We start from the raw sequence: 22,266 nt of genomic DNA on the forward strand, positions 1-22,266 counted from the left end.
GGTCGGAGAATATGGAGAGACCACAGCAACAGTTGACACCGTCAGTCTGTTTGTTGTGGTCTCTTTTTTTTCGAACCCATACAGGAGGAACTATTCATGGCAAACCAACAATTTTCAAGCAAAAACCGTGCAGAGGTCTACAATCGATTAACGCGTGAAGAACTTGATCTACTTGTCGTAGGTGGAGGAATCACGGGAGCTGGGATCGCACTTGATGCCGCGTCACGTGGCATGAAGATTGGACTCGTTGAGATGCAAGACTTTGCAGCGGGAACGTCAAGCCGTTCAACGAAATTGGTTCATGGTGGTTTACGTTATTTGAAACAATTCGAAATCCAAATGGTTGCCGAAGTCGGGAAAGAACGGGCCATCGTTTATGAAAACGGACCACACGTTACGACACCGGAATGGATGTTGTTACCGATGCATAAGGGCGGTACGTTCGGACCGTTCAGTACGTCAATCGGGTTACGTGTTTATGATTTCTTGGCAGGCGTTAAGCGTTCAGAGTGGCGTTCAATGTTGTCGGCAAAAGAAACATTGGCAAAAGAGCCGCTTGTGAAACAAGACGGTCTAAAAGGCGGCGGCTACTACGTTGAGTATCGGACAGATGACGCCCGTTTAACGATCGAAGTCATGAAAGAAGCGGTTGCTCACGGAGCACGTGTCGTCAACTACACGAAAGCGGAAGAAATTCTGTATGAAAACGGAAAAGTCGTCGGGATGCGCGTGACGGATCTCGCGACAGGGGACGTTCATGAAATTCGTGCGAAAAAAGTCGTCAACGCAACCGGCCCTTGGGTCGATGAATTGCGTGAAAAAGACGGTTCGAAAGTCGGCAAACAACTCCGTTTGACAAAAGGGGTTCACGTCGTCATCGACCAGTCAAAATTCCCGCTGAAACAAGCCGTCTATTTCGATACACCGGATGGCCGGATGATTTTTGCCATTCCACGTGACGGAAAAGCGTATGTCGGAACAACGGATACGTTCTTTGACAAAGACACATCACATCCGAAATTTACAGTCGAAGACCAGGAATATGTTCTCGATGCAATTCATTACATGTTCCCTGAAGTGAAAGTGACAGCCGAAGATGTGGAATCAAGCTGGGCTGGTGTTCGTCCATTGATTTATGAACAAGGAAAAGACCCGTCTGAAATTTCGCGGAAAGACGAAGTATGGCAGTCTGAATCCGGTTTGATTACGATTGCCGGCGGAAAACTGACAGGCTACCGTAAAATGGGCGAGCATGTCGTCGATCTCGTCGCAAAACTTCTCAAAAAAGAAGAAAATGTCGCGTATGCCCGTTGTGCAACAAAAAACATGCCGATTTCAGGCGGTCATGTCGGAGGAGCAGCCGGATACGCGAAGTTCTTGAAATCACAAGCACCGGCAAACGGATTAACGTCGGAAGAAGTCTTGTTCCTTGCGAAACGCTATGGTTCAAACGTACCGGTTGTTTTGGAATATGCGGCAGAGTATGATGCGGCGGAAACAGAATTACCGCGTGATGTTTACGCACAACTCCATTACGGTATCAATCATGAGATGGTAGCCCGTCCAATCGACTTCTTCATCCGTCGGACCGGCGCAGTCTTCTTTGATATTGCATGGGCACGTCAGCACAAAGAAGCCGTCATCAAAGAGATGGCTCGTCACTTGAACTGGACAGCTGCACAAACAGCAGAGTATACAAAAGAACTCGAGATTGAAATCGAAGATGCGGCGCACGCACTCGTCACAGAATAAATCTTAGTTCGACAAAAGGGGCTGACTCAAAAGTCAGATTCTACAAAGAAAAGGGTGGCAGAATTGGAATCTGCCACCCTTTTTGTGTTAAAAAAGAAACACTCTTTTCACGCCACTCCTACAGGGAAAAGCGCAATTTTGCGCTGTCAGAGACAAACAAGACCCGGGTTTTTGCCTGAACGAGGCAGAAATACTGGCTTGTGTCTCGCCTGAGGAAAGGGCGCAAAAGAATGAGTGTTTCTTTTTTGAGTCAGCCCCTTTTTGCTGGCGTCTGGAATCAGATTCATTGCAAGCAACTGTCCGGACGATTATGCTAAATGTACATGATAACTAGTATGAAGGAGATGGAACGAAATGAAAGTTGAAGTCTGGTCAGATTATGCCTGCCCGTTTTGTTATATCGGTAAAAAACGTTTGGAAAAAGCCATTCAGGAGAATGGAGCGACAAATGTCGAGGTGGAATTTAAAAGTTTTGAACTCGATCCGTCATCACCGGAAACACCGACAATGGGATTGTACGACATCCTGGCATCCAAGTACGGGACATCCGTCGATCAAGCCCGATCAATGTCGCAAGGCGTCGTGGATGCCGCGAAAACGGATGGTCTGTTTTATGAGATGGACCGTGTTGTTCCTGCCAACACATTTAAAGCTCACCGCCTGACCCAACTTGCGAAAAAGCATGATAAAATGGACGAGGTATCAGAAGAATTATTCCAAGCCTATTTCATGAACGGTGAGAACTTAAATGATGACTCGATTTTGACAAGAATCGCGACTGCTGTCGGACTGGATCCTGCAACTGTGGAAGCTTTTCTCGCATCAGAGGAGTCTTCCGATGAAGTACGTCAAGAAGAAGAAATGGCCCGTGAACTTGGTGTGACGGGTGTGCCATTTTTCGTATTTGACCGGAAGTATGCCATTTCAGGCGCACAACCTGTTGAAGCATTCAGTCAAGTGCTGGAACGGATCCAGCAAGAACAAAAAGTGGAAATCGTAGCTGAAGGTGACGCGTGTGGAGTCGACGGCTGTAACTAAATTTGATTGCTAAAGGAGTACAAGAAACTTATGAAATTCATTTTCCATCCCGATATTCACGATGCACGGATCAATCTTGCTGTCGAGGACTTCATCCTAAATAATCTGAACGTCAACGAAGAAGATTATTTCCTGTTTTATATTAACGGTCCATCGATCATCGTCGGTAAAAATCAAAACACGAGTGAAGAAGTCAACTTGAAATACATTGAGGAAAACGGAATTCATGTCGTTCGTCGTTTGTCCGGTGGCGGTGCCGTTTATCATGATCACGGGAACTTAAACTTCAGCTTCCTGACGAAAGATGACGGTGATTCATTTAACAACTACAAAAAGTTCACGGAACCGGTTGTGCAAGCCTTACACAAACTCGGAGTCGAAGCAGAGTTGTCAGGTCGCAATGATATCCATGTCGGAACCCGGAAAATCAGCGGGAACGCCCAATTTACGACTAAAGGCCGGATGTTCAGCCACGGAACACTGATGCTTGATTCCAACATCGAGGAAGTCGTCAATGCCTTGGTCGTCAGTGAAGAAAAAATGCGTTCCAAAGGGATTAAATCGGTCCGGAGCCGGGTCGCGAATATCTCTGAATTTTTGACGGAACCGTTGACGATGGATCAATTCGTCGAGCATCTCCTGGAATCGATTTATGAAGGAAAAGAGATGGAGCGGTACGTCTTAACCGATGAAGACTGGGCAAAAGTCCATGCGATTTCCGCTGAACGGTACGGAAACTGGGATTGGAATTTCGGTAAATCACCGAAGTTTGATGTGATTCATAAAAAACGTTTCCCGATCGGAACGATTGATTTCCGCCTGAATGTGAAAAAGGGAATCATCGAAGAAGCGAAAATTTACGGCGACTTCTTCGGAGTCGAGGATGCTTCGGAAATTGCTCGGGCGTTGGAAGGAAAACGGTATGACCGCTCTTCATTACGTGAAGTCCTGAGTCAGTACGAATTGAAGAAATATTTCGGAGCTGTTGAGCTGGACGAAGTGCTTGACGTTTTAGCATAAGCTTTTTTGGGAAAACTCTCTCTATCAACTTGCATAGGGGGAGCTTTTTTCATGGGCTACAACAAAGATAACTTTTTAGAGGGTACATTAAACGACTTCATCAACTTTGAAAAAGTTTCGGAAGGTCTGCCAAAAACGGAAGATCAACAGCCGTTGCCGTATTATGAACGGGATGATTACCGCGCTGCCGGGAAATTGAAAGGAAAAGTCGCGATCGTAACGGGTGGTAATTCAGGAATCGGACGTGCGATCTCAATCGCCTATACATTGGAAGGCGCCAAAATCGTCATTGCGTTTTACGGCGATCAGGAGGGCGCGGAAGAAACAAAAGCTCGTCTTGAAGAGCTCGGCGGCGAAGTGTTGCTGTCTCAAGGAGACATCGGAGACGGTGCCTATTGTGAAGAACTCGTCAAAAAAACGATCGACCGTTTTGGTCGTCTTGATATTGTCGTCAACAATGCGAGTATGCAAAAACCGGAAGATTCGTTGCTCGACATCACAGATGAATCGATGGAAAAAACATTCAAAACAAATATTTTCGGAATGATGCGTCTAGCACGGGCAGCCTTGCCTCACCTGACGCTCGGCTCAGCTATCATCAATACGACGTCTTCGACAGCATATGAAGGAAACTCCCTCTTAATTGATTATTCGTCGACGAAAGGAGCCATCGTCAGCTTCACACGCAGTCTGTCGATGAACCTGGCGAAACAGGGGATCCGCGTCAATGCAGTGGCCCCAGGTCCAATCTGGACACCATTGATCACAGATACGTTCCCGGATGAATCGGTCAAAACGTTTGGTAAAAACACGCCGATGGATCGCCCCGGACAACCGGCAGAAATGGCTTCTGCTTACGTCTTCTTGGCTTGTAACGATTCGAGTTATATGACGGGTCAAGTCTTGCATCTAAACGGCGGCGTCATCGTCAACGGTTAAAAAGAAAGAACGTGAAAACGTTCCCATAAAATGCTACACTATCCATACAGGCGGACACGTCATGTATGGATTTTTTTTACGCTAAAAATGAACGGTTATTCATTCGAAGGGGGAAGCTAGTTATGATGGGATTGATTCATTCGGTGGAAGAAACGGCTCGGCAACGTCCGGACAGCATCGCCTACGTATTTGAAGATGTCGCAGTCAGTTATCGTGAATTTGTTGAGAAGTTTCACCGGGCAGCCGGAGCACTCGAATCACATGGAATTCGAAAAGGAGATCACGTTGCTCTAATCCTTGGAAACAGTCCGGCTTTTTTGATCGGATATTATGCCGTGATGAAGCAAGGGGCAATTGCGATACCGATCAATCCAACGTATACACCGGATGAGCTCGGTTATATTCTGATGAACGGGGATGTCAAAGGGATTCTCGGAATTGCACCGCTTGTCGAAGCGGCAAAAGAGCGATTGATTCATTTACCGCATCTTGCCGTCGTCGTGTCCGTTCCGTTTAACGGTCAAGTCGGTCCGGAAGAACAGCTTGGAACTGTTCAATTCACGACGCTTGAACGTTGGTTGGAGATTGAACATCCGATCGAGGAAGTAACGTATGAAATGGATGAGACAGCCGTCATTCTTTATACGAGCGGGACGACAGGGAAACCAAAAGGAGCGATGTTATCACATCGGAACCTGACTTCGAATGCCCGTTCCATCGGCGAGTACTTAAATGTTTCGGAACAGGATCGGACACTCGCTGTATTACCGATGTTCCATGTTTTTTGTCTGACGGTCGTCGTCAATGCATCGCTTGCACACGGCGCAGCCATTATCATCGCTTCACGTTTTTCACCTCAGGAGACATTTGAACTGGCGAAAAAGGAACAGGTGACGATTTTTGCCGGTGTACCGACCATGTATAATTTCCTGTTGCAGACGGTTAAGGCGCATCCGGAATATACGAGTGCATTTGAATCCATCCGCTTATTCGTATCGGGTGGAGCAAGTCTGCCGGTTCCGTTATTGCAAGCCTTTGACGAAACCTTTAACTGTCATATCCTTGAAGGATATGGTCTGTCAGAAGCTTCTCCCGTCACCTGTTTTAATCCGCTCGACGGCGTTCAAAAGCCGGGCTCGATCGGCCCTTCGATCGTGAATGTTGAAAATAAAGTTGTGGACGAACTCGGGCAGGAAGTTCCGGTCGGACAAGTCGGTGAACTGATTGTCCGTGGACCAAACATCATGACGGGTTATTACAAAATGCCGGAAGAAACACAAGCGACGTTAAAAGAAGGCTGGCTCTATACCGGTGACTTGGCGAGACAGGACGAGGATGGTTACTTCTATATCGTCGACCGGAAAAAAGATATGATCATCGTCGGCGGTTATAACGTCTATCCGCGTGAAGTCGAGGAAGTATTGTACCAGCATCCGAAAGTCGTCGAAGCAGCCGTCATCGGTGTACCGGACGAAGAAATGGGAGAAGCAGTCAAAGCGTTTGTTGTCGTTCGTGAACCATTGACCGAATCGGAAATCATGGACTTCTGTGCCATTTCACTTGCCAAGTATAAATGTCCAACGCGGATTGAATTCATTGATCAACTGCCGCGAAATACGACCGGTAAGATTTTACGGACAGTTTTGAAAAAACAACCGACCAATTCGTAAATCTACTGTAGAAAAAAGAACTTCAGGTTTCTGAAGTTCTTTTTGTGTGCATATAGGTAAAGAGGGGGAGAGCAAATGAATATTGCCTTAATTGCACACGATGAGAAAAAAGACGAGATGATGATGTTTACACGGGCATATGAAGCCTACTTTGCCAAAAATACCTTATATGCCACGGGTACGACAGGGCAACGGATCATGGAGGCGACCGCATTGACGGTCCACCGCTGTAAGTCGGGACCGCTCGGCGGCGATCAGGAAATCGGGGCGATGGTTGCCCGTGGAGAAATTGATATCGTCATTTTTTTGCGGGACCCACTGACCGCCCAACCCCACGAACCGGACGTATCGGCGTTAATTCGTTTGTGTGATGTTTACGATTTGCCGCTTGCGACAAATGTCGGAACCGCCGAAATTTTGATAAACGGATTGGAACAGGGAGAGTTTCAATGGCGGGAAATCATTCGGAAACGTCATGAAGAAGAACAGCGGAAATTTTTAACCGATTAATTCTCTGAGAATGCTTCTCATTTTCTATCAAGCATGATATAGTCATCTTGAGGATGATACTGATTATCAATTGCGATAGAAAAGGGTGGCGAAAACAATGGAGATTATTTTAATGACTGGTGTGACCGTCTTGCTTGGTGGCGGTGTCACGTTCCTGACACACATCGTGAAAACGGAACGTCGTCATGTATCAGCAAATACAAAAACACAGGTAGAACGTGCGACATATCCATCGTTGCGCCTTGTAAAATAATTAAGTCTAACGTACGCCGCTCTTTTCTTTAGAAAAGAGCGTTTTTTTGTATAATTTTAGATTCTCCCATAATTCTGCGGAAATCCTTTGTTACACTGAAAAAAAGAACTTAAGCAGGAGTGATGATGATGCATACGATTTATTTAGTTGACGATGAAGTGAACTTGAACCGCGTCTTGGTCAAGTATTTGGAACAGGAAGGCTGGCAAGTAAAATCGTTTACGTCCGGGGAAGCGGCAGCATCCGCCATCATTGAAAAACCTGATTTATGGATCCTTGATATCATGTTACCGGACCTCGACGGGTTTCAATTGATCAAACGGATTAAAGCCCACGACGAGACCACACCGGTCATCTTTATCTCAGCCCGGGATGAAGACATCGATAAAATCATCGGCCTTGAGATGGGATCGGATGATTACATCGCAAAACCGTTTTTGCCGCGTGAACTCGTCATTCGTGTAAAGAAAATTTTAGCACGGGCATATGCGACTCCTAAAACTGGTCTCATCCGGTATGGAGACTACACGATTTATCCGGAAAAACGAATCATCGAAGAAAATGGTCAGGAAATTGATTTGACCTCAAAAGAATATGATTTATTGATTCTGTTTGCTACGCAAATCGGAACACCGATGTCGCGGGAACAAATTTTAGTGAGCGTCTGGGGAGACGATTACTTTGGATCGGATCGTGTCGTCGATGACCTTGTCCGACGGGTCCGAAAAAAACTTTCCAAATTGGAACTTGAAACCATTTACGGGATTGGATACCGTCTGGTGGCTGCATGAAAAATCGGAGTCTGGGTTTTCAAATCTGGGCGATGTTCCTGCTCGTCATTGCAACACTCTCCATTGTCATATTAATCGTCATGCGCTCATCGATTGGTAATTTCATTGATGAGCAAGTTTATGCGACGTTAGAAAACAGTGAAGTCTTTTTCTCGGAAGATGCCTCTGTCATCGAGATGTTACAAGACAATCCGATTGAATTCGATCGACGGAAACAGGAATCACGCTCTGTCAATGTCTTATTGTTATCGAAAAATGGAAAGTTGTATTATGGCGGGGCACCGCAACAGCTGGTCAATCAAATGTATCGTGATGCGATTGACCAGGAAAAAGAAATGCAAAAATATACGACCCGTCTGGATAAAGAGGATGTTTACTACAGCATCTTAAAGATGGAGATTAAAGGCGAGACCTATTACCGTGTTTCGTACGTCTGGGATGCATATCGCCAGGAACTGATCACGCAGTTATTTTCGAAAATCGGTTGGGTGGTCGCAATCGTCAGCATCCTGACCTTGTTCATCGCCTTTTGGCTTGCCAGACGATTGACCCATCCTTTAATCGAGATTGAGCGGGCGGTCGGCAAGATAGCGGCACAGAAGTGGGATACGCCTCTTCCTCTTGATCGCGGTGATGAAATCGGACGATTGGCCCGGTCAGTCGACGCAATGCGAATGGATTTGGAAAAACAGGATAAAGCGCAAAAATCCCTGCTTCAAAATATCTCACATGATTTGAAAACGCCGATCATGGTCATTCGCAGTTACGCCCAGTCGATTTCGGACGGAATTTATCCGGACGGTGATTTGACAGGTTCTGTTTCCGTCATCGAAGAGGAAGCAGAACGCTTAGAGAAAAAAGTCGCGGCCTTGTTGTATGTAACGAAACTGGATTATTTTGAACTGGATCGTTCAACATGGGATCATGTCGATCTGGACCGGATGGTTCACCTGCTCCAAAAGCGGTTTGTCGGGACAAAAGCCTTAACGTGGAAAATCACTGGCGAAGCGGGCATCGTGTTAGGGGAAGGGGAACAATTGCGTGTGGCTCTGGAAAATGTGCTGGATAATGCGATTCGTTATGCGGAGTCGACCATTGAAATTCGCCTTTCCGGTACCCGGCAGACGGCTACTGTTGAAATTTTGAATGACGGTCCGCCGTTAGAAGCGTCTTCTCCGCTGTTCCATCAATTTTCACGCGGAAAAGAAGGTAAGTTTGGGCTTGGATTATATATCGTCAAACGGATTGTCGAACGGCATGAAGGAGAAGTGACGATTGAAAATCTCATTGCGGGAAATGAACAAAATAAAGTTTGTGTGAAATTTAATTTTCCACGACATTTTCAGGAAGAATCGTCCGGAAAAAAATAAGATCTTAAAAAACGAGATAGTCATATCTCGTTTTTTATTTTGGGAAATAATGAGAACGTTCATACGAAGTCATTTGGAATTTGATATAACGATACTAATACAAGAAAGGAGAAATCAGGATGCGACATAAAATTACAGAAGAAACATTGGCTCTCGTACCGAAATATGGTCCGTACGGGGAACCGCAAACCTTACTTATTCAAGAACAGTCGGAAGTCGTGTTAGAAGGCCATCCAATTAAGCTGATTGAAGAATCCTGTTTATATTTTGGTTCATCTATGCGCGGAAGAATCGAAGCGGCTCGACATATCCTGGGACCGAATCGAAAGACACCGGTTTTGATCGATTGGAAAGCGCAAACGATTTTCTTCCCGACGACCGCAAAAGAGAAGGCGGAATGTATTTGGATCAATTTTAAACAGATGAAGACTGTTCAAAAAAAGGGGAATACTGTTCAAGTGGAGTTTCAAACAGGACAACGGATTGATACGGATGCCTCGGCCTATAGTATCGAACGACAACGGATCAAGACGTTGGAACTGGCGTATGAAATGCAACGGAGATTTCAGGAAGAACGGCCGATGACGTTTAATAAAGCGCGATAAGTGGAACATTCTAACAGGAATCACTACGTAACACAGCGAATAAACAGTAAGATGCGAGAGAGAGAATTAAAGGGAGGTGAAGCGGTCGAAAGACCGCTGCACAATGAATGAATCATACGAATGGTTAAACCGACGAAAATTACAACCCGGATTTGGTGTGAACGGCGGACGTCGTTTCATCAGTTCACGTATCGTCCGACCGGAAAATACACCGGGGAAACGGATCAAAGGCATTAAACGTGCCCGTCAGCTTGTCGTCGACGAGTCAGGAAATCGACGCTGGGTGACGAAACGAATCGTCGTAACAGATGCTGCAAAACACATGACAATCAATCGTCGTGCATCGGTTGTCCAAAAAGAAGTGACGGAATCCCGCTTGGAACAAGTAAAACAAAAATTAACGTCGAAAAAAGTTCTTTTACCTGTCTTAGCAGCAACAGGACTGGCCGTTGCCGGCGGAGTGCTTGCTTACGTCATGCGCCGTAAAAAACGAAATACAAAAGAACAACTATAACCTGAAGCAAACGACGTATTGTCTGCCTACAGCAAAAGCCGTGCTCTCCCCATGAATACATGAGGATGACACGGCTTTTATATGAGGAAGACGACAGCTCTTACAAGAAACGTTTGCGAATCGATGTCGCAAGCGCCTTCTCAGAGATTTCTTCCAGTTCTGTTTGGTTTGTCGGATCAAAACTGTCATTGTAGAATCGGCCGACAAATTCAACCCGGTCATAATCCAGTTCTTTGAAAATCAAATGTTTATGATCGTCGTAGAAGACAACCCGGTAATAATCAGAGCCGCGTTCGAGCGTCACGAGTGCCCGGATGTGTTCTAATCGTTTTTGTTCGTCTGACTTTTCTTCTTCGACAGGCTCTTCTGTCGCTTTGGCTGCTTCAGCCTGTTCGAGTGCGCTTTTTACTAATTCACTCTTTTTATCTTGTTCTTCAGTCATGGTTATCGCCTCCAATTTTTATTTTACCTTGAAATGTACCGATGAGAAAGAAAAATCCCTTATCGATTCTGATGAGCATCACAAATCCGGAGAACATTGAGTGCACCGATTCGTAAACGTTCGATTAAACGCGTCGCGGCCTCTGAATCAGAAATGGTCTCTTCGATGGTCATCGTCATCAGTTCAATCCACCGGATGGCATGTACTTCCGTGATAGGCAATAGACGATGAATCATGGCAAGATTCATTCGTTCATCATATGATTCATATTGTTTCGGACCACCTGTAAGTTGAATTAAAAACCGGGTTTGCGCCTGTTCAACCTGCCGGCGGTCGGATGGGAATAAAGGACGGAGAAGATGATCTGCATACACACGCTCGTAAAAGCGTGCGACGAGCTGTTCGATTGCTTGTTTTTGACCAAGGTCTTCATAAAGCATGTCTGTCCCTCTTTCTGTTCAGTCTGATGAAGACAACCATTATCTCAATCTTTACCCGATTTTTGCAACTCCATACAAAGCAATTGACAAATGATTCAAACTGAATAAAACGAGCACAGAAAGAAAAAATGTAATCTCAATTTAAAACGGACGTTTGTTCGTATTTGTGAGATAATCATACATATGCTACGTCTTGCACGCGGGGTCTTTTCTGCTACTTTCAACACTCATTTGACATGGGGAGAGAAAAACAGAATAAAACGCCTCAATACTAATTAAAGGAGGTGGAGATCAGTTTACAACCATGGGTGTAGGCTGATTTGGCAGAATGAATTACATGCATTTAGGTCGTGCCGGTACCGGTAAGACAACACAATTAATTGAACGGGTCATCGATCAACTGACCGAACAACCGCTTGGTCCATCGATTTATTTCATCGTACCGGATCAGATGTCCTTTGAGATGGAACGGCGTATTGCGACGGATCCCCGGCTGTCCGGTCTTGTCCGGATGGAAGTCATGAGTTTACGCCGGTTTGCCTTCCACATGATCCGGGATTACGGAAACCAGGTGATTCCGTTTTTAGATGAAACGGGGACACAACTACTATTACGCCAAGTTGTTGAAGAGGCGGAAGAAGAGTTGAAAATCTTTAAACGGACGAAAAATATGCCCGGCTTTTACAAAGGATTAGACGAATTGATTGCCTCGTTTAAACGTTCTTTAGTAAATCCGGATATGCTACGTCAAATCAGTGGAGCGTCACCGGAACGCTCACCGAAATTAAATGATTTAGCCCTAATTTATGAACGTTTTACTGAACGAATCTCAGATAAGGCCCTTCATGCTGACGATTATTTTACGACCTTGATCGAGCTGTTACCAAAAGCTGATTTAAGCGACGTTTCTGTATTCGTGGACGGTTTTTATGAATTTTCGTTACAGGAACAGCAAGTTTTGCTCCGATTGATGGAATTGACGAAAGATATGCACCTGAGTTTTACACTCGATGTCGAAGACGTTTATACGAAACAGTCTGAGTTTGGAGTTTCACAACGCTGTTACATGCAGTTGATTGAACAGATGAAAGAGCGGCAGATTGCGCATGAAGACATTTATTATGGACAGACCGTTAAATTTCAGAGCACAGGCTTGCGGATGCTCGAACAAGCACTTCTGTCGCCCGGCTACCCGCCAACGGATGAAGAGGTGACGGGAGTGACGGTTTCTGCTGCCGTCAATCGTCAAGTCGAGACGGAAGCCGCCGTCAGAAAAGCCATTCAACTCGTGCGTCATGACGGATATCGTTTCAAGGATATCGCTTTTCTTGTCCGTCACCTGGAGCCATACGCCGATCACTTGGAACGCGCTTTTCAACTGTATGATATTCCGTACTTTTTGGATCAACGGGAATCGATGGTGCATCACCCGATCGTCGAATTAGTCCATGCCGTCCTCGAAATCGTGATGACGGGTTACCGGGAAGAATCTGTTTTTCGTCTGCTGAAAACAGAACTGATTCCACTTCCGGCAGAAGATCCGCGGTTAGCACTTGATCGCCTGGAAACATTTGTGCTGGAGCGCGGAATCAAGGGTTCGATGTGGAAAAAACCATGGCAACTGAAGCGCCGTTTAGCCGATGAAATCAGTTTGACGGATGCTGAATTACAAGAGGAACTCGAGCTGAACGAATGGCGTCAATTTCTGGTCGAGGCGATCGAACCGCTTGAAAAGCGATTCAAGGCCTCTAAGACCATGAGTGAATATACACGCGCTTTGTACCGTTTCCTGGAAGAACATCATATGACCGACCGGTTGACGGTGTGGAAGCAACAAGCGCTTGAAGTCAACGAACTCAGTCAGGCACGTGAACATGATCAAGTGTATGAAGCGGTACTGCTTCTCTTTGAACAGCTGGAAGCTGCGGCACCTGAAGCTACGTTGACAACGGAACTGTTTGTCCAAATGGTCGAGACCGGGCTTGAAAGTCTCCGCTTCTCACTAGTTCCCCCTTCGCTCGATCAAGTGATTGCAACGGATTACGTCCGGGGACGTTTACAACAGGTCAAAGTGGTCTTTTTACTCGGTGCCAATGACGGATTGATTCCACTTGTGGAAGACCAGTCTAAACTATTGTCAGAAGGCGATCATGACTTCCTGCATGATCAGGGCATTCCGGTAGGCAAAGCATCCTTGGATGTATTTGACGACGAATTGTATTACCTCTATCAAGGGGTGACGGCACCAAGTGAATCTTTGCATATCAGTTATGCACTTGTGGATGAGGACGGAAAGGCGCTTCAGCCGGCATCAATCGTTAAGCAGATCAAACATCAACTGCTGCAGGATCGTCCGGTAAAAACATACTTTGCAGAAGCAGGGGATCATGCGCCGGATGATCAGCTTCAGTTCGTGACGAGTCCGGAACGGGCGGCAGCGGCAGCGGCAATCGAGTTGAGACGGCTGCAACGTCGTTATCCGATTCAACCGTCCTGGTTTGATGTGTATAATCGGTTGCTTGAGAACGGACGGGGCCGCGAACGGATGGCCCTGTTCTCCAATGCCTTGTTTTATCAAAACCAGGCAGAACCGTTGCCAGAGGATCTGGCACGCAATCTGTACGGTGACACGATCAAAGCCAGCGTCTCCCGCTTTGAGACCTACAATGCCTGTTCCTATAAACATTTTGCCCGGTATGGACTACGGTTAAAAGAACGGAAATTATATAAATTCGAAGCACCGGACATCGGCAACCTGTTCCACGGAGCCCTCAATGATTTATCGATGAACATCAAAGCCTCGGGGAAACGTTGGCGTGAACTGGATGACCAATCGTGCAGCAATCTCGCGAAAGAAGCTGTCGAGAAAGTGACGCCGGAAATTCAAAATGCGATTTTGATGAGTTCGAACCGTTTTGGTTACATCAAGAAAAAATTAACGGATGTCGTCGAGCAGACAGCCAAAATGCTTGTTAAACAGGCGGAACGTTCCGAGTTCGAACCTGATTTGTTTGAAATCAGTTTTGGGAACGCCATGTTCCCGCCGCTTCGATTTACCTTACCGGACGGCACCGAAATTGAATTTACAGGCCGGATTGACCGCGTGGATCAGGCGACGATCGGCGATCAATTATACGTCCGGATCGTCGATTATAAATCGAGCGCCAAAGAGCTGGATTTTGCCGAAATCTATTATGGGTTGGCAATTCAAATGTTGTTATATCTAAAAACGGTCGTTGAACAGTCGGAAGTGCTATTTAATCAGCAGGCTAAACCGGCTGGGGCCTTGTACTTCCACGTCAAAAATCCGATGATGCGCGGAGATTTGTCGGCGGACGAAATCGAACGGAACCAATTATTGCTCGAGTCGTACCAAATGCAAGGGGTTATCGTTGAAAATGATGAAGTATTACGGGCGATGGATCAGATTGCGTACGATGAACGTAAAAAATCGCCGCTCGTCAAAGTAACATTCACCAAAACCGGTCTTCATAAGTCACATACGAAAGGTGTCGTCAAAGAGGAAGAATTGACGGCATTAATGGATCATGCCTGGGATGAGTTGAAGACGAGCAGTCAATCAATGTATGCAGGAGACATTGCGATTGATCCGTTTGATTACCAGGAGCGGACGCCTTGTACATTCTGCGAGTATCGTTCCGTCTGCCAGTTTGATCAATCTCTCGGAAACGACTACCGGCAATTAAATCCGTTGTCGGAAAAAGAAGTCTTGGAACGGTTGAAGGAGGAGACGGAATGAGTGTGCAGTGGACGGATGAACAGCAACGGGCAATCGATGCGAGAGGCGGGCATATTTTAGTATCCGCCGCCGCCGGTTCCGGAAAAACAGCAGTATTAGTAGAACGGTTGACGCAACGTGTCATCAATCAGGAGGATCCATTGACAGCGGACCGAATTCTGGTCGCGACGTTTACGAACGCGGCAGCAAAAGAGATGAAGACGCGTGTCATCGAAGCCATCGAAGCGAAAATCAAAGTGGCCCCGGATGATCTTTATTTAAAGAAACAACGGCAAATGATGAATCGTGCTCAAATTACGACCATTCATTCTTTTTGTTTATCGATTTTACGTGAAAACTATTACAGGATTGGTCTTGATCCGGCGTTTCGGATTGCCGAGGAAGCAGAGTTGTTGTTGTTGCAGGATGACGTGTTGGAGGAAGTGTTTGAGAGCTTCTATGCTTCGGCAGATCCGGCATTTTATGAACTGATCGATAGCTATACGTCGGATCGGGACGATCAGGCGATGTTGACACTTATTTCGAATTTATACCGTTTTTCTCGATCACTTCCGGATCCGGAAGCATTTTATGACCATTTGATTGCTCAATACGATCAACCGATTGACCCGGATGAATCCAGTCTGTTGACACGATTATTTGAACTGGAATGGGAACGGGTCGGCCCGGTCATTAATCGGTATATGGAATTATCGTATCGCCTGCGGCAGTCCGGATACGACGAGATGGCAGATCTGTTAGTGCAGGATGTCACCCCGGTCCGGCGGATTAATCCGGAACAGGATCGTTGGACCACCGTTGCCCTGGCTTTTCAAGCTGTCGAGTTCGGCCGTTGGAAAGGAATCCGTGGAGACGAGGAAATGAAAAAATTCCAGACAGAGCGGACGCGTCTTGTCAGTGACCTCAAAAAAATGCGGGATCTGTTTGTTGAGAAAGACGGGGTCGATTATCTGGAAGATTTACGTTCGCAATTGGGACATGTCGAGATGATTGTTACGCTTGTCCGCAGTTTCTCGGCAGCTTATCTCGAAGCGAAGCAACAGCGGGGAATCGTAGATTTTTCCGATCTTGAACATTTTGCATTAGCCATCTTGGAAGAAAACGGCGAGCCGACGGATGTCGCCCGTCTTCTTCAAGAACGTTTCATCGAAGTGTTAGTCGATGAGTATCAGGATACAAACGAAGTACAGGAACGAATCCTGCGACTTGTCTCCAAATCAGATGAAGCCACCGGGAATCTGTTTATGGTTGGCGACGTCAAACAATCGATTTATAAATTCCGTCATGCCGAACCAGGATTATTTTTGAATAAGTTTAAACGATTCCAACAAACCGAAGTCGGGACACGCATTGATTTGACGAAAAATTTCCGGAGCCGTTTGGAAGTCTTGGATGGAACCAATCATATTTTCCGTCAAGTCATGGACGAAGCCGTCGGAGAAATTGATTATGATGAAGCGGCTTACTTGCGGTTAGGGAATCTTGGGTATGTTGATTCGACTCAAGTTGATCCCGAACTACTGTTAGTCGATCAGACCGATACAAACAAAGAGGAACTCGAAGCGCAAGTCATAGCGACACGGATCATCGAGATGGTAAACGATGAGAATCCGTATCTCGTCTTTGATGCGAAACAAAAACGATTCCGGAAGTGCGAATACCGTGATATCGTCATCCTCGTCCGATCGAGGGGAAAACGGGTTCAGGCACTCGTCGACGTTTTTGAACAATACGAACTGCCGGTTTATGCGGATACAACGGGCGGCTATTTCCAAGCAACTGAGATTCAAATCATGATGTCGCTGCTCAAGACAATCGATAATCCGTTGCAAGACATCCCGTTCGCGAGTGTCTTGCGGTCACCGATTTTCGGTTTGACGGATCGGGATCTAGGTCGAATTCGTGCTAAATCAAAAGACGGGTCGTTTTACGAAGCCGCTATACTTGTGGCGAAAGAACAGACACCGCTCGGTTTGCGTGTCGATGAAGCGCTTAATCAACTGCACCACTGGCGGACGGAAGCACGCGGAAAGTCGCTCGCAAGTCTGATCCGTTCCTTGTTTGATCAGACTGGCTACTTCGAATACGTCGGTTGTCTGAACGGCGGACGGAGCCGACAGGCGAATTTAAATGCTTTGTATGAACGCGCCCATCAGTACGAAGCGTCCGGTTATCGGGGATTATACCGTTTCTTGCGTCTGATTCATCGTTTAGTCGAACGCGGGGAAGATTTTTCGGAAGCCCGTTCGTTAGGCGAGGACGAAGATGTCGTCCGGATCATGACGATCCACCAATCGAAAGGACTGGAATTCCCGGTAACGATTGTCAGCCAATTAGGCAAGCAGTTTAATAAACAGGATCAAATTCAGGCGATCCAGCTGCATAAGACGTATGGTATCGCCCTCGATGCCATTGATCCTGTTAAACGCCTGCGTTCCGGTACGCTTCTCAAAGAAGTCATCCGCCGGGAAATGGACCGGGAAATGAAGGCGGAAGAGATGCGTGTTCTCTACGTCGCAATGACACGGGCGAAGGAAAAGCTGATTCTTGTCGGAGCGATTAAAGGTCTGGAAGATCAGTTGATCAAATGGCAGGATCAGCCGCTCGATGAACTGTTGTTGCCGGAAATGGATCGGCGGAATGCCAAGACATATGCGGACTGGGTAGTACCAGCCGTCCTGCGCAATTTCTTATTGAGCGAAGATGGGCCGCGCTGGTCATTTCGGATCATCGCGCTCGATGAGATTGCCCCGTATCAAGAACTGACGAAGATGGTCGAACAACTGGAACATGTCCGTGTTCTTGAAAAAATTGATCATGCCGGTGACGAGACGCTGAATATTCAAATTGAAGCGGCTTTTGCATATCAATATCCGTATCAAGTCGCAACAGATACCGCAGCGAAACAAACCGTGACAGAGTTGAAACGGACAGAACAGTTAGAACGGGCTGCCTTTGAGTCGACACATCGTCAGTCGACCTATTACCGGACTCCGCAATTTTTAGGTCCGACCTTGACCGGTGCCGAACGTGGAACGGTTCTGCATTTAGCGATGCAGCTTTACGAATCCGGTCGTTCGTTTGAGGAACAGATTCTCGACTGGGAACAGGCGGAACGTATTTCGAGTCTCGAGGCACAGACAATGCGGGAAGCTATTCCTGAACTAACGACGTTCCTTGCCTCTGATACCGGACAGTTATTTGAGCAACGTCTTCTGGCAGGGGAAGTGTACCGGGAACTCCCCTTTACCTATAAGATCGATTCAGCCCGATTCCGGTCCGATTGGCACGGTCCGAGTGACCAAGCCGTCATGCAAGGGATTGTCGACTGCCTGATTCGAGACGGAGACACATATATTCTGCTGGATTATAAATCGGACCAGGTCTTTGAAACGACCGACAATCAAAATCAAGCTGAAGTGTTGCGGACACGTTATGCGACCCAGTTAAATTTATATCAAGAGGCACTGGAAGCCATCCTGCACATCCGGATCAGCCGGAAACTGATTTATGCGTTTGCTCTTCATGAAGTGATTGAAATTTACTGATGATCTTACGTCTGAAGAATCGATTCTGTCACATATTCAGTGAGCAGAACCGATTCGTCAGACGATTTTCATTTCTAAATATGAAAGAACTGTGTAAAATGAAAAGGTATGTAAAAGAATAACCGGATACCATAGGAGGTTTTATAGATGGCACGGATTTTATTAGCGGAAGATGAAGATGTATTACGTATGCTGGTGCTCGATACGTTAGAAGACGAAGGGTATACGATTGACGAAGCGACAGATGGTGATGAAGCGTATCAGAAAATCATGAGTCAGCATTACGATCTTGTCTTACTGGATTATATGATGCCTGGAATGACCGGAATCGAAGTCATCGAAAAAGTACGACGTCATCCAGATAAACAAAATTTAAAAATCATGATGTTGACAGCAAAAAGTCAACAATCTGACCGGGAACGGGCGGAAGAAATCGGAGCCAATTATTTCTTCTCGAAACCATTCAGTCCACTCGAATTGATTGATGTCGTAGGAGGAATATTGAGTGATCATCCAGTGGATTAATCGAAAAATCGGACGCCAGTTAATGGCTTCCTTTTATATCGTGTTAACGACACTTATGATTTCTTCGCTGGTTGTCTATACTTATACGGATACAAAATTGCAGGAAACCCGATTGAAACTGGAAGACATCAGAGAGCGCAGCGCCCGTGCGGGTGCACTATGGGAAGAATGGCAGGATTTGCAGTTCAACATGCGGGGTTATGCGCTGATTGGTGATCAGGATATTTACCAGAAGATGATCAACCAACGCAAAACGATCGATGAGCAGACACGTTGGTTTGAAGAAAATGCGATTTATCAGCAAGGAAAAGATTATTCGCGTTCTTCACGTGAACTCTATGCTTATTACTTCGAAGCGATTTTGCCGTTGATTCAATCGTATGTGGAAGCGAAGTCATCCGGAACAGTCACGGAATCCTTTTTGGAAGGGAAGACATTAACATCGTTGCCGCTCGGTAAAGAATTGCTGGCAAATGGACAAATCAAATTAGACGCTTCCGGAAACATTGATGTGTTATCGGAAATCAACAAAAGCGAGTTGGCGCTTGGCGGGTATCGCGACTTCCTCGAAGACTGGTCGGAAAAAACGAGCCGTCAGTTGGAACAGGAAATTCAGACGACCCAACTAATTTGGCTGTCGAACATCATCGTATTAGTCGGGGTCTTGATTTTCTTCGTCTATCCGTTCATCCGGAAAATTACGGCAGAACTGTTGTCACTCGTTAAAAACAGCCAGCGTCTAGCCGGCGGCGAAGATATCAAACATGTCAAAGTATCCGGACGGAAAGATGAAATCGGAATTCTAGCTTTGTCATTTAATCAAATGGCAAGTTCCATCTCAGATAATAAACAGCATCTCTTGGCTAAAAATGAAGAACTGCAGGCGCAACAGGAAGAATTGCAGGCACAGCAGGAAGAACTGCAGGCGCAACAACAGGAACTTGAGGAAGCGCTTGAGTTAACGATGCGGAATGAACAACATCTGCAATATCGCAATGATTTGACGGAAACGTTGGCAGCTCGGGAAGCCTTGACAGCATATCCGGAAATTATTGAAAAGCTGATTGCCATTACGGATTCCGAAATCGGAGCCCTTGTGTTTGTCGATGAAGGATCTGCGTATTCGATCGTAACGCACGGGATGACGGAAGAACTGTCAGAACGATTGCTCGGAAGTGATCTGTCTTTGTTGAAACGTGCGGAGTCATTAAAAAAAGCCGTTCATTCCTCGAAGCAAGTCGCGAGCGATCATCCGTTGCCGTATCCGTACTATATGTATGAGACGGCAGTTCCGATTTTTGATCCGGCATCGGAAGAAGCCATTGCATTCATTTATCTTGTCCGTTACCGGGATCAGTTTACGAATGAACAGATGCGCGATATCATGTCGTTTTCACGCCAGTTGTCTCTTTCCTTGTTGCGAATGCGATTATTTGATGAGATGAACCGTGAAAAAACAAAAACCGAACGCATTTTGGATTCAATCCGCGAAGCGGTCATCTATATTGAACCGGGAAAAGACGAAGTGTTCGTCAATCGTCCGCTGTACGATCTATTTCCGGAGCTTCAATATGGCGCGGCCAAAAACGAAACGCTGCAAGGATGCCTTAATACGATTCGTGCGGTTGTCGATGAACCTGAAATCTTTGCCCGGTACATGGAAGGTATTTTACGAGGGGAAGTTCCGAAGGACAGTCTGCAATTTTCGATCCATCAGCAAGTCGTATTCATTCAATTTTATGTGGAAACGATTGAAGTGGAAGGGATCCGGAAAGGGACGATGCTTGTCTTGCGTGATGTGACGAAGGAAACCGAGATGGACCGTCTGAAATCGGAATTGGTTTCGACCGTTTCGCATGAACTGCGGACACCGTTATCCTCGATCTACGGTTTTACGGAACTGATGTTGAATCGGAAGATGGATCTTTCGAAACAAGATAAGTATTTAAAAACCATTCACTCGGAAACGGAACGTTTATCGAATCTGGTCAATGATTTTTTGGATGTCCAACGGATGGAAGCGAGAATTCAATCCTATCAAAAAGGACTACTGAATCTACAACCGCTTTTAGAAGAAACGACGCAATTCTACGCGGCATCGACAACGAATCATACGATCACGTTCCGTTCCCTGACCGATGCTTGTCCTCTGATTGAAGCGGATGAGGAAAAAATGAAGCAACTGATGAATAATCTGTTGAACAATGCCGTCAAGTACTCTCCGTTCGGGGGTAACATCGAAGTCGTGTTGGAAGCGGACCATCATCATGTCCAGTTTGCAGTACGGGATGAAGGAATCGGGATTCCGAAGTCTGCCTTGGCGAAGCTATTCGATAAATTTTACCGGGTCGATAATTCGGACAGCCGGAAAATTGGCGGAACCGGTCTTGGTCTTGCTATCTGTAAAGAAATCGTCGAAGGACATGATGGAGAGATTACAGTCGAGTCGGTCGAAAAGCAGGGAAGCACGTTTACTGTCAAGCTGCCGCAGAGTGTCCAGGAATACATGGTGGTTCCTGACGGACTTGATGTGTCGGAAAAATAATACTATGTCTGAAGTGAAAAATCAGATACGATGAATGAAGAATGAACAAAGGGGGAAATCAAATGCCGATTACTGCATTTGTACACACACACGTTTTATTATGGATTTTACTGCTTGTTACATTTTTTGTTGCGTTCTCGATGTATAAGAACGGAAAAAGTGCTGCGAAAGGCGTTCACATGGCATTCCGTCTCTTATTGCTCTTGACGTTTGGGACGGGTCTTTATCTCTACATCACGATCATGGGACAGTCTGCTAATCCGGATGGCTTGTACCATGCGAAAATCACAGCCGGTCTGCTTGTCCTGATTTTTGGAGAACTGACACTTGTTCGTCTTAAAAAAGGGAAATCCTATTCCGGTTTCCTGCTTGGATTTGCGGTACTCGTCCTCGTAACGATTTTCCTTGGATATTCGTTACCGTACGGTATGCAATTTTTTTAATCCGACCCAGGTCAATCATCAATCAGACAATCCGTTTGGTCGGATTACACACACGTTACTCGTCATAAAGAGGAACGTGTGTTTTTTTGTGTTTACAAACT

The 22,266-nt window shown here is 46.0% G+C and carries 18 protein-coding genes; 16 read left to right on the top strand and 2 right to left on the bottom strand.

What is annotated here, in order from left to right:
* The first annotated feature begins 96 nt into the window (after positions 1-96).
* From EXIG_RS03910 to EXIG_RS03955, 11 genes are all read left to right on the top strand, one after another.
* Positions 97-1,752, top strand: a complete 1,656-nt coding sequence (locus tag EXIG_RS03910; RefSeq protein WP_012369621.1) for a glycerol-3-phosphate dehydrogenase/oxidase — start codon at positions 97-99, stop codon at positions 1,750-1,752.
* Positions 1,753-2,106: 354 nt separating this feature from the next.
* Entirely contained in the window at positions 2,107-2,790 is a 684-nt protein-coding gene (locus EXIG_RS03915) for a DsbA family oxidoreductase (RefSeq protein ID WP_012369622.1), read from the top strand.
* A 30-nt stretch (positions 2,791-2,820) separates the two neighbouring features.
* A complete protein-coding gene (gene lplA / locus EXIG_RS03920; protein ID WP_012369623.1) occupies positions 2,821-3,810 on the top strand; it encodes a lipoate--protein ligase in 990 nt (329 codons plus the stop codon).
* A 51-nt stretch (positions 3,811-3,861) separates the two neighbouring features.
* Entirely contained in the window at positions 3,862-4,749 is an 888-nt protein-coding gene (locus tag EXIG_RS03925) for an SDR family oxidoreductase (RefSeq protein ID WP_012369624.1), read from the top strand.
* A gap of 125 nt (positions 4,750-4,874) precedes the next feature.
* The gene (locus EXIG_RS03930; RefSeq protein ID WP_041261833.1) at positions 4,875-6,419 is read left to right on the top strand and encodes a fatty acid--CoA ligase family protein; all 1,545 of its coding nucleotides are present in this window, start codon (positions 4,875-4,877) and stop codon (positions 6,417-6,419) included.
* A 75-nt stretch (positions 6,420-6,494) separates the two neighbouring features.
* Positions 6,495-6,929, top strand: coding sequence for a methylglyoxal synthase (locus tag EXIG_RS03935; RefSeq protein ID WP_012369626.1), 435 nt, complete (start codon positions 6,495-6,497; stop codon positions 6,927-6,929).
* A 97-nt stretch (positions 6,930-7,026) separates the two neighbouring features.
* Positions 7,027-7,182 carry a hypothetical protein gene (locus EXIG_RS15875; RefSeq protein ID WP_167315838.1) on the top strand — a complete coding sequence of 52 codons (156 nt, stop codon included), beginning with the start codon at positions 7,027-7,029 and terminating at the stop codon, positions 7,180-7,182.
* Between the two features lie 125 nt (positions 7,183-7,307).
* On the top strand, positions 7,308-7,973 hold the full coding sequence (locus EXIG_RS03940) for a response regulator transcription factor (RefSeq protein ID WP_012369628.1): 666 nt from the start codon (positions 7,308-7,310) through the stop codon (positions 7,971-7,973).
* Complete coding sequence (locus tag EXIG_RS03945; RefSeq protein WP_012369629.1) at positions 7,970-9,343, top strand: sensor histidine kinase; 1,374 nt, start codon at positions 7,970-7,972, stop codon at positions 9,341-9,343. Before EXIG_RS03940 ends, EXIG_RS03945 begins: the two co-directional genes overlap by 4 nt.
* Before the next feature lie 119 nt (positions 9,344-9,462).
* On the top strand, positions 9,463-9,948 hold the full coding sequence (locus EXIG_RS03950; protein WP_012369630.1) for a competence protein ComK: 486 nt from the start codon (positions 9,463-9,465) through the stop codon (positions 9,946-9,948).
* Positions 9,949-10,051: 103 nt separating this feature from the next.
* Positions 10,052-10,462 carry a CBS domain-containing protein gene (locus EXIG_RS03955; protein WP_012369631.1) on the top strand — a complete coding sequence of 137 codons (411 nt, stop codon included), beginning with the start codon at positions 10,052-10,054 and terminating at the stop codon, positions 10,460-10,462.
* 100 nt (positions 10,463-10,562) lie between these two features.
* Here the strand turns inward: EXIG_RS03955 and EXIG_RS03960 are convergent, their stop codons facing one another.
* Entirely contained in the window at positions 10,563-10,904 is a 342-nt protein-coding gene (locus tag EXIG_RS03960) for a hypothetical protein (RefSeq protein WP_012369632.1), read from the bottom strand.
* Positions 10,905-10,963: 59 nt separating this feature from the next.
* Entirely contained in the window at positions 10,964-11,344 is a 381-nt protein-coding gene (locus EXIG_RS03965) for a truncated hemoglobin (protein ID WP_012369633.1), read from the bottom strand.
* Positions 11,345-11,681: 337 nt separating this feature from the next.
* On the opposite strand from EXIG_RS03965, the gene addB reads away from it, so the two are divergent.
* The 5 genes from addB to EXIG_RS03990 all read left to right on the top strand — a co-directional run bounded on the left by addB (position 11,682) and on the right by EXIG_RS03990 (position 22,165).
* Positions 11,682-15,104 (top strand): helicase-exonuclease AddAB subunit AddB, encoded by a 3,423-nt coding sequence (gene addB, locus EXIG_RS03970; protein WP_234944571.1) that lies wholly within the window; start codon positions 11,682-11,684, stop codon positions 15,102-15,104.
* A complete protein-coding gene (gene addA, locus EXIG_RS03975) occupies positions 15,101-18,652 on the top strand; it encodes a helicase-exonuclease AddAB subunit AddA (RefSeq protein ID WP_012369635.1) in 3,552 nt (1,183 codons plus the stop codon). The genes addB and addA overlap by 4 nt, the downstream gene beginning before the upstream one ends.
* 147 nt (positions 18,653-18,799) lie before the next feature.
* Positions 18,800-19,177: a response regulator gene (locus EXIG_RS03980; RefSeq protein ID WP_012369636.1), complete on the top strand. Its 378-nt coding sequence runs from the start codon at positions 18,800-18,802 to the stop codon at positions 19,175-19,177.
* Positions 19,158-21,722 carry an ATP-binding protein gene (locus EXIG_RS03985; protein WP_012369637.1) on the top strand — a complete coding sequence of 855 codons (2,565 nt, stop codon included), beginning with the start codon at positions 19,158-19,160 and terminating at the stop codon, positions 21,720-21,722. The genes EXIG_RS03980 and EXIG_RS03985 overlap by 20 nt, the downstream gene beginning before the upstream one ends.
* 62 nt (positions 21,723-21,784) lie before the next feature.
* The gene (locus EXIG_RS03990; protein WP_012369638.1) at positions 21,785-22,165 is read left to right on the top strand and encodes a DUF1516 family protein; all 381 of its coding nucleotides are present in this window, start codon (positions 21,785-21,787) and stop codon (positions 22,163-22,165) included.
* Positions 22,166-22,266: the final 101 nt, after the last annotated feature.

It is taken from the genome of Exiguobacterium artemiae 255-15 (assembly GCF_000019905.1).
Classification (GTDB): domain Bacteria; phylum Bacillota; class Bacilli; order Exiguobacteriales; family Exiguobacteriaceae; genus Exiguobacterium_A; species Exiguobacterium_A artemiae.

Excerpts from the sequence above, each read along its gene's own strand:
- EXIG_RS03910 (WP_012369621.1), top strand. The coding sequence starts at position 97 with ATGGCAAACCAACAATTTTCAAGCAAAAACCGTGCAGAGGTCTACAAT.
- EXIG_RS03915 (WP_012369622.1), top strand. The coding sequence starts at position 2,107 with ATGAAAGTTGAAGTCTGGTCAGATTATGCCTGCCCGTTTTGTTATATC.
- lplA (WP_012369623.1), top strand. The coding sequence starts at position 2,821 with ATGAAATTCATTTTCCATCCCGATATTCACGATGCACGGATCAATCTT.
- EXIG_RS03925 (WP_012369624.1), top strand. The coding sequence starts at position 3,862 with ATGGGCTACAACAAAGATAACTTTTTAGAGGGTACATTAAACGACTTC.
- EXIG_RS03930 (WP_041261833.1), top strand. The coding sequence starts at position 4,875 with ATGGGATTGATTCATTCGGTGGAAGAAACGGCTCGGCAACGTCCGGAC.
- EXIG_RS03935 (WP_012369626.1), top strand. The coding sequence starts at position 6,495 with ATGAATATTGCCTTAATTGCACACGATGAGAAAAAAGACGAGATGATG.
- EXIG_RS15875 (WP_167315838.1), top strand. The coding sequence starts at position 7,027 with ATGGAGATTATTTTAATGACTGGTGTGACCGTCTTGCTTGGTGGCGGT.
- EXIG_RS03940 (WP_012369628.1), top strand. The coding sequence starts at position 7,308 with ATGATGCATACGATTTATTTAGTTGACGATGAAGTGAACTTGAACCGC.
- EXIG_RS03945 (WP_012369629.1), top strand. The coding sequence starts at position 7,970 with ATGAAAAATCGGAGTCTGGGTTTTCAAATCTGGGCGATGTTCCTGCTC.
- EXIG_RS03950 (WP_012369630.1), top strand. The coding sequence starts at position 9,463 with ATGCGACATAAAATTACAGAAGAAACATTGGCTCTCGTACCGAAATAT.
- EXIG_RS03955 (WP_012369631.1), top strand. The coding sequence starts at position 10,052 with ATGAATGAATCATACGAATGGTTAAACCGACGAAAATTACAACCCGGA.
- EXIG_RS03960 (WP_012369632.1), bottom strand. The coding sequence starts at position 10,904 with ATGACTGAAGAACAAGATAAAAAGAGTGAATTAGTAAAAAGCGCACTC.
- EXIG_RS03965 (WP_012369633.1), bottom strand. The coding sequence starts at position 11,344 with ATGCTTTATGAAGACCTTGGTCAAAAACAAGCAATCGAACAGCTCGTC.
- addB (WP_234944571.1), top strand. The coding sequence starts at position 11,682 with ATGCATTTAGGTCGTGCCGGTACCGGTAAGACAACACAATTAATTGAA.
- addA (WP_012369635.1), top strand. The coding sequence starts at position 15,101 with ATGAGTGTGCAGTGGACGGATGAACAGCAACGGGCAATCGATGCGAGA.
- EXIG_RS03980 (WP_012369636.1), top strand. The coding sequence starts at position 18,800 with ATGGCACGGATTTTATTAGCGGAAGATGAAGATGTATTACGTATGCTG.
- EXIG_RS03990 (WP_012369638.1), top strand. The coding sequence starts at position 21,785 with ATGCCGATTACTGCATTTGTACACACACACGTTTTATTATGGATTTTA.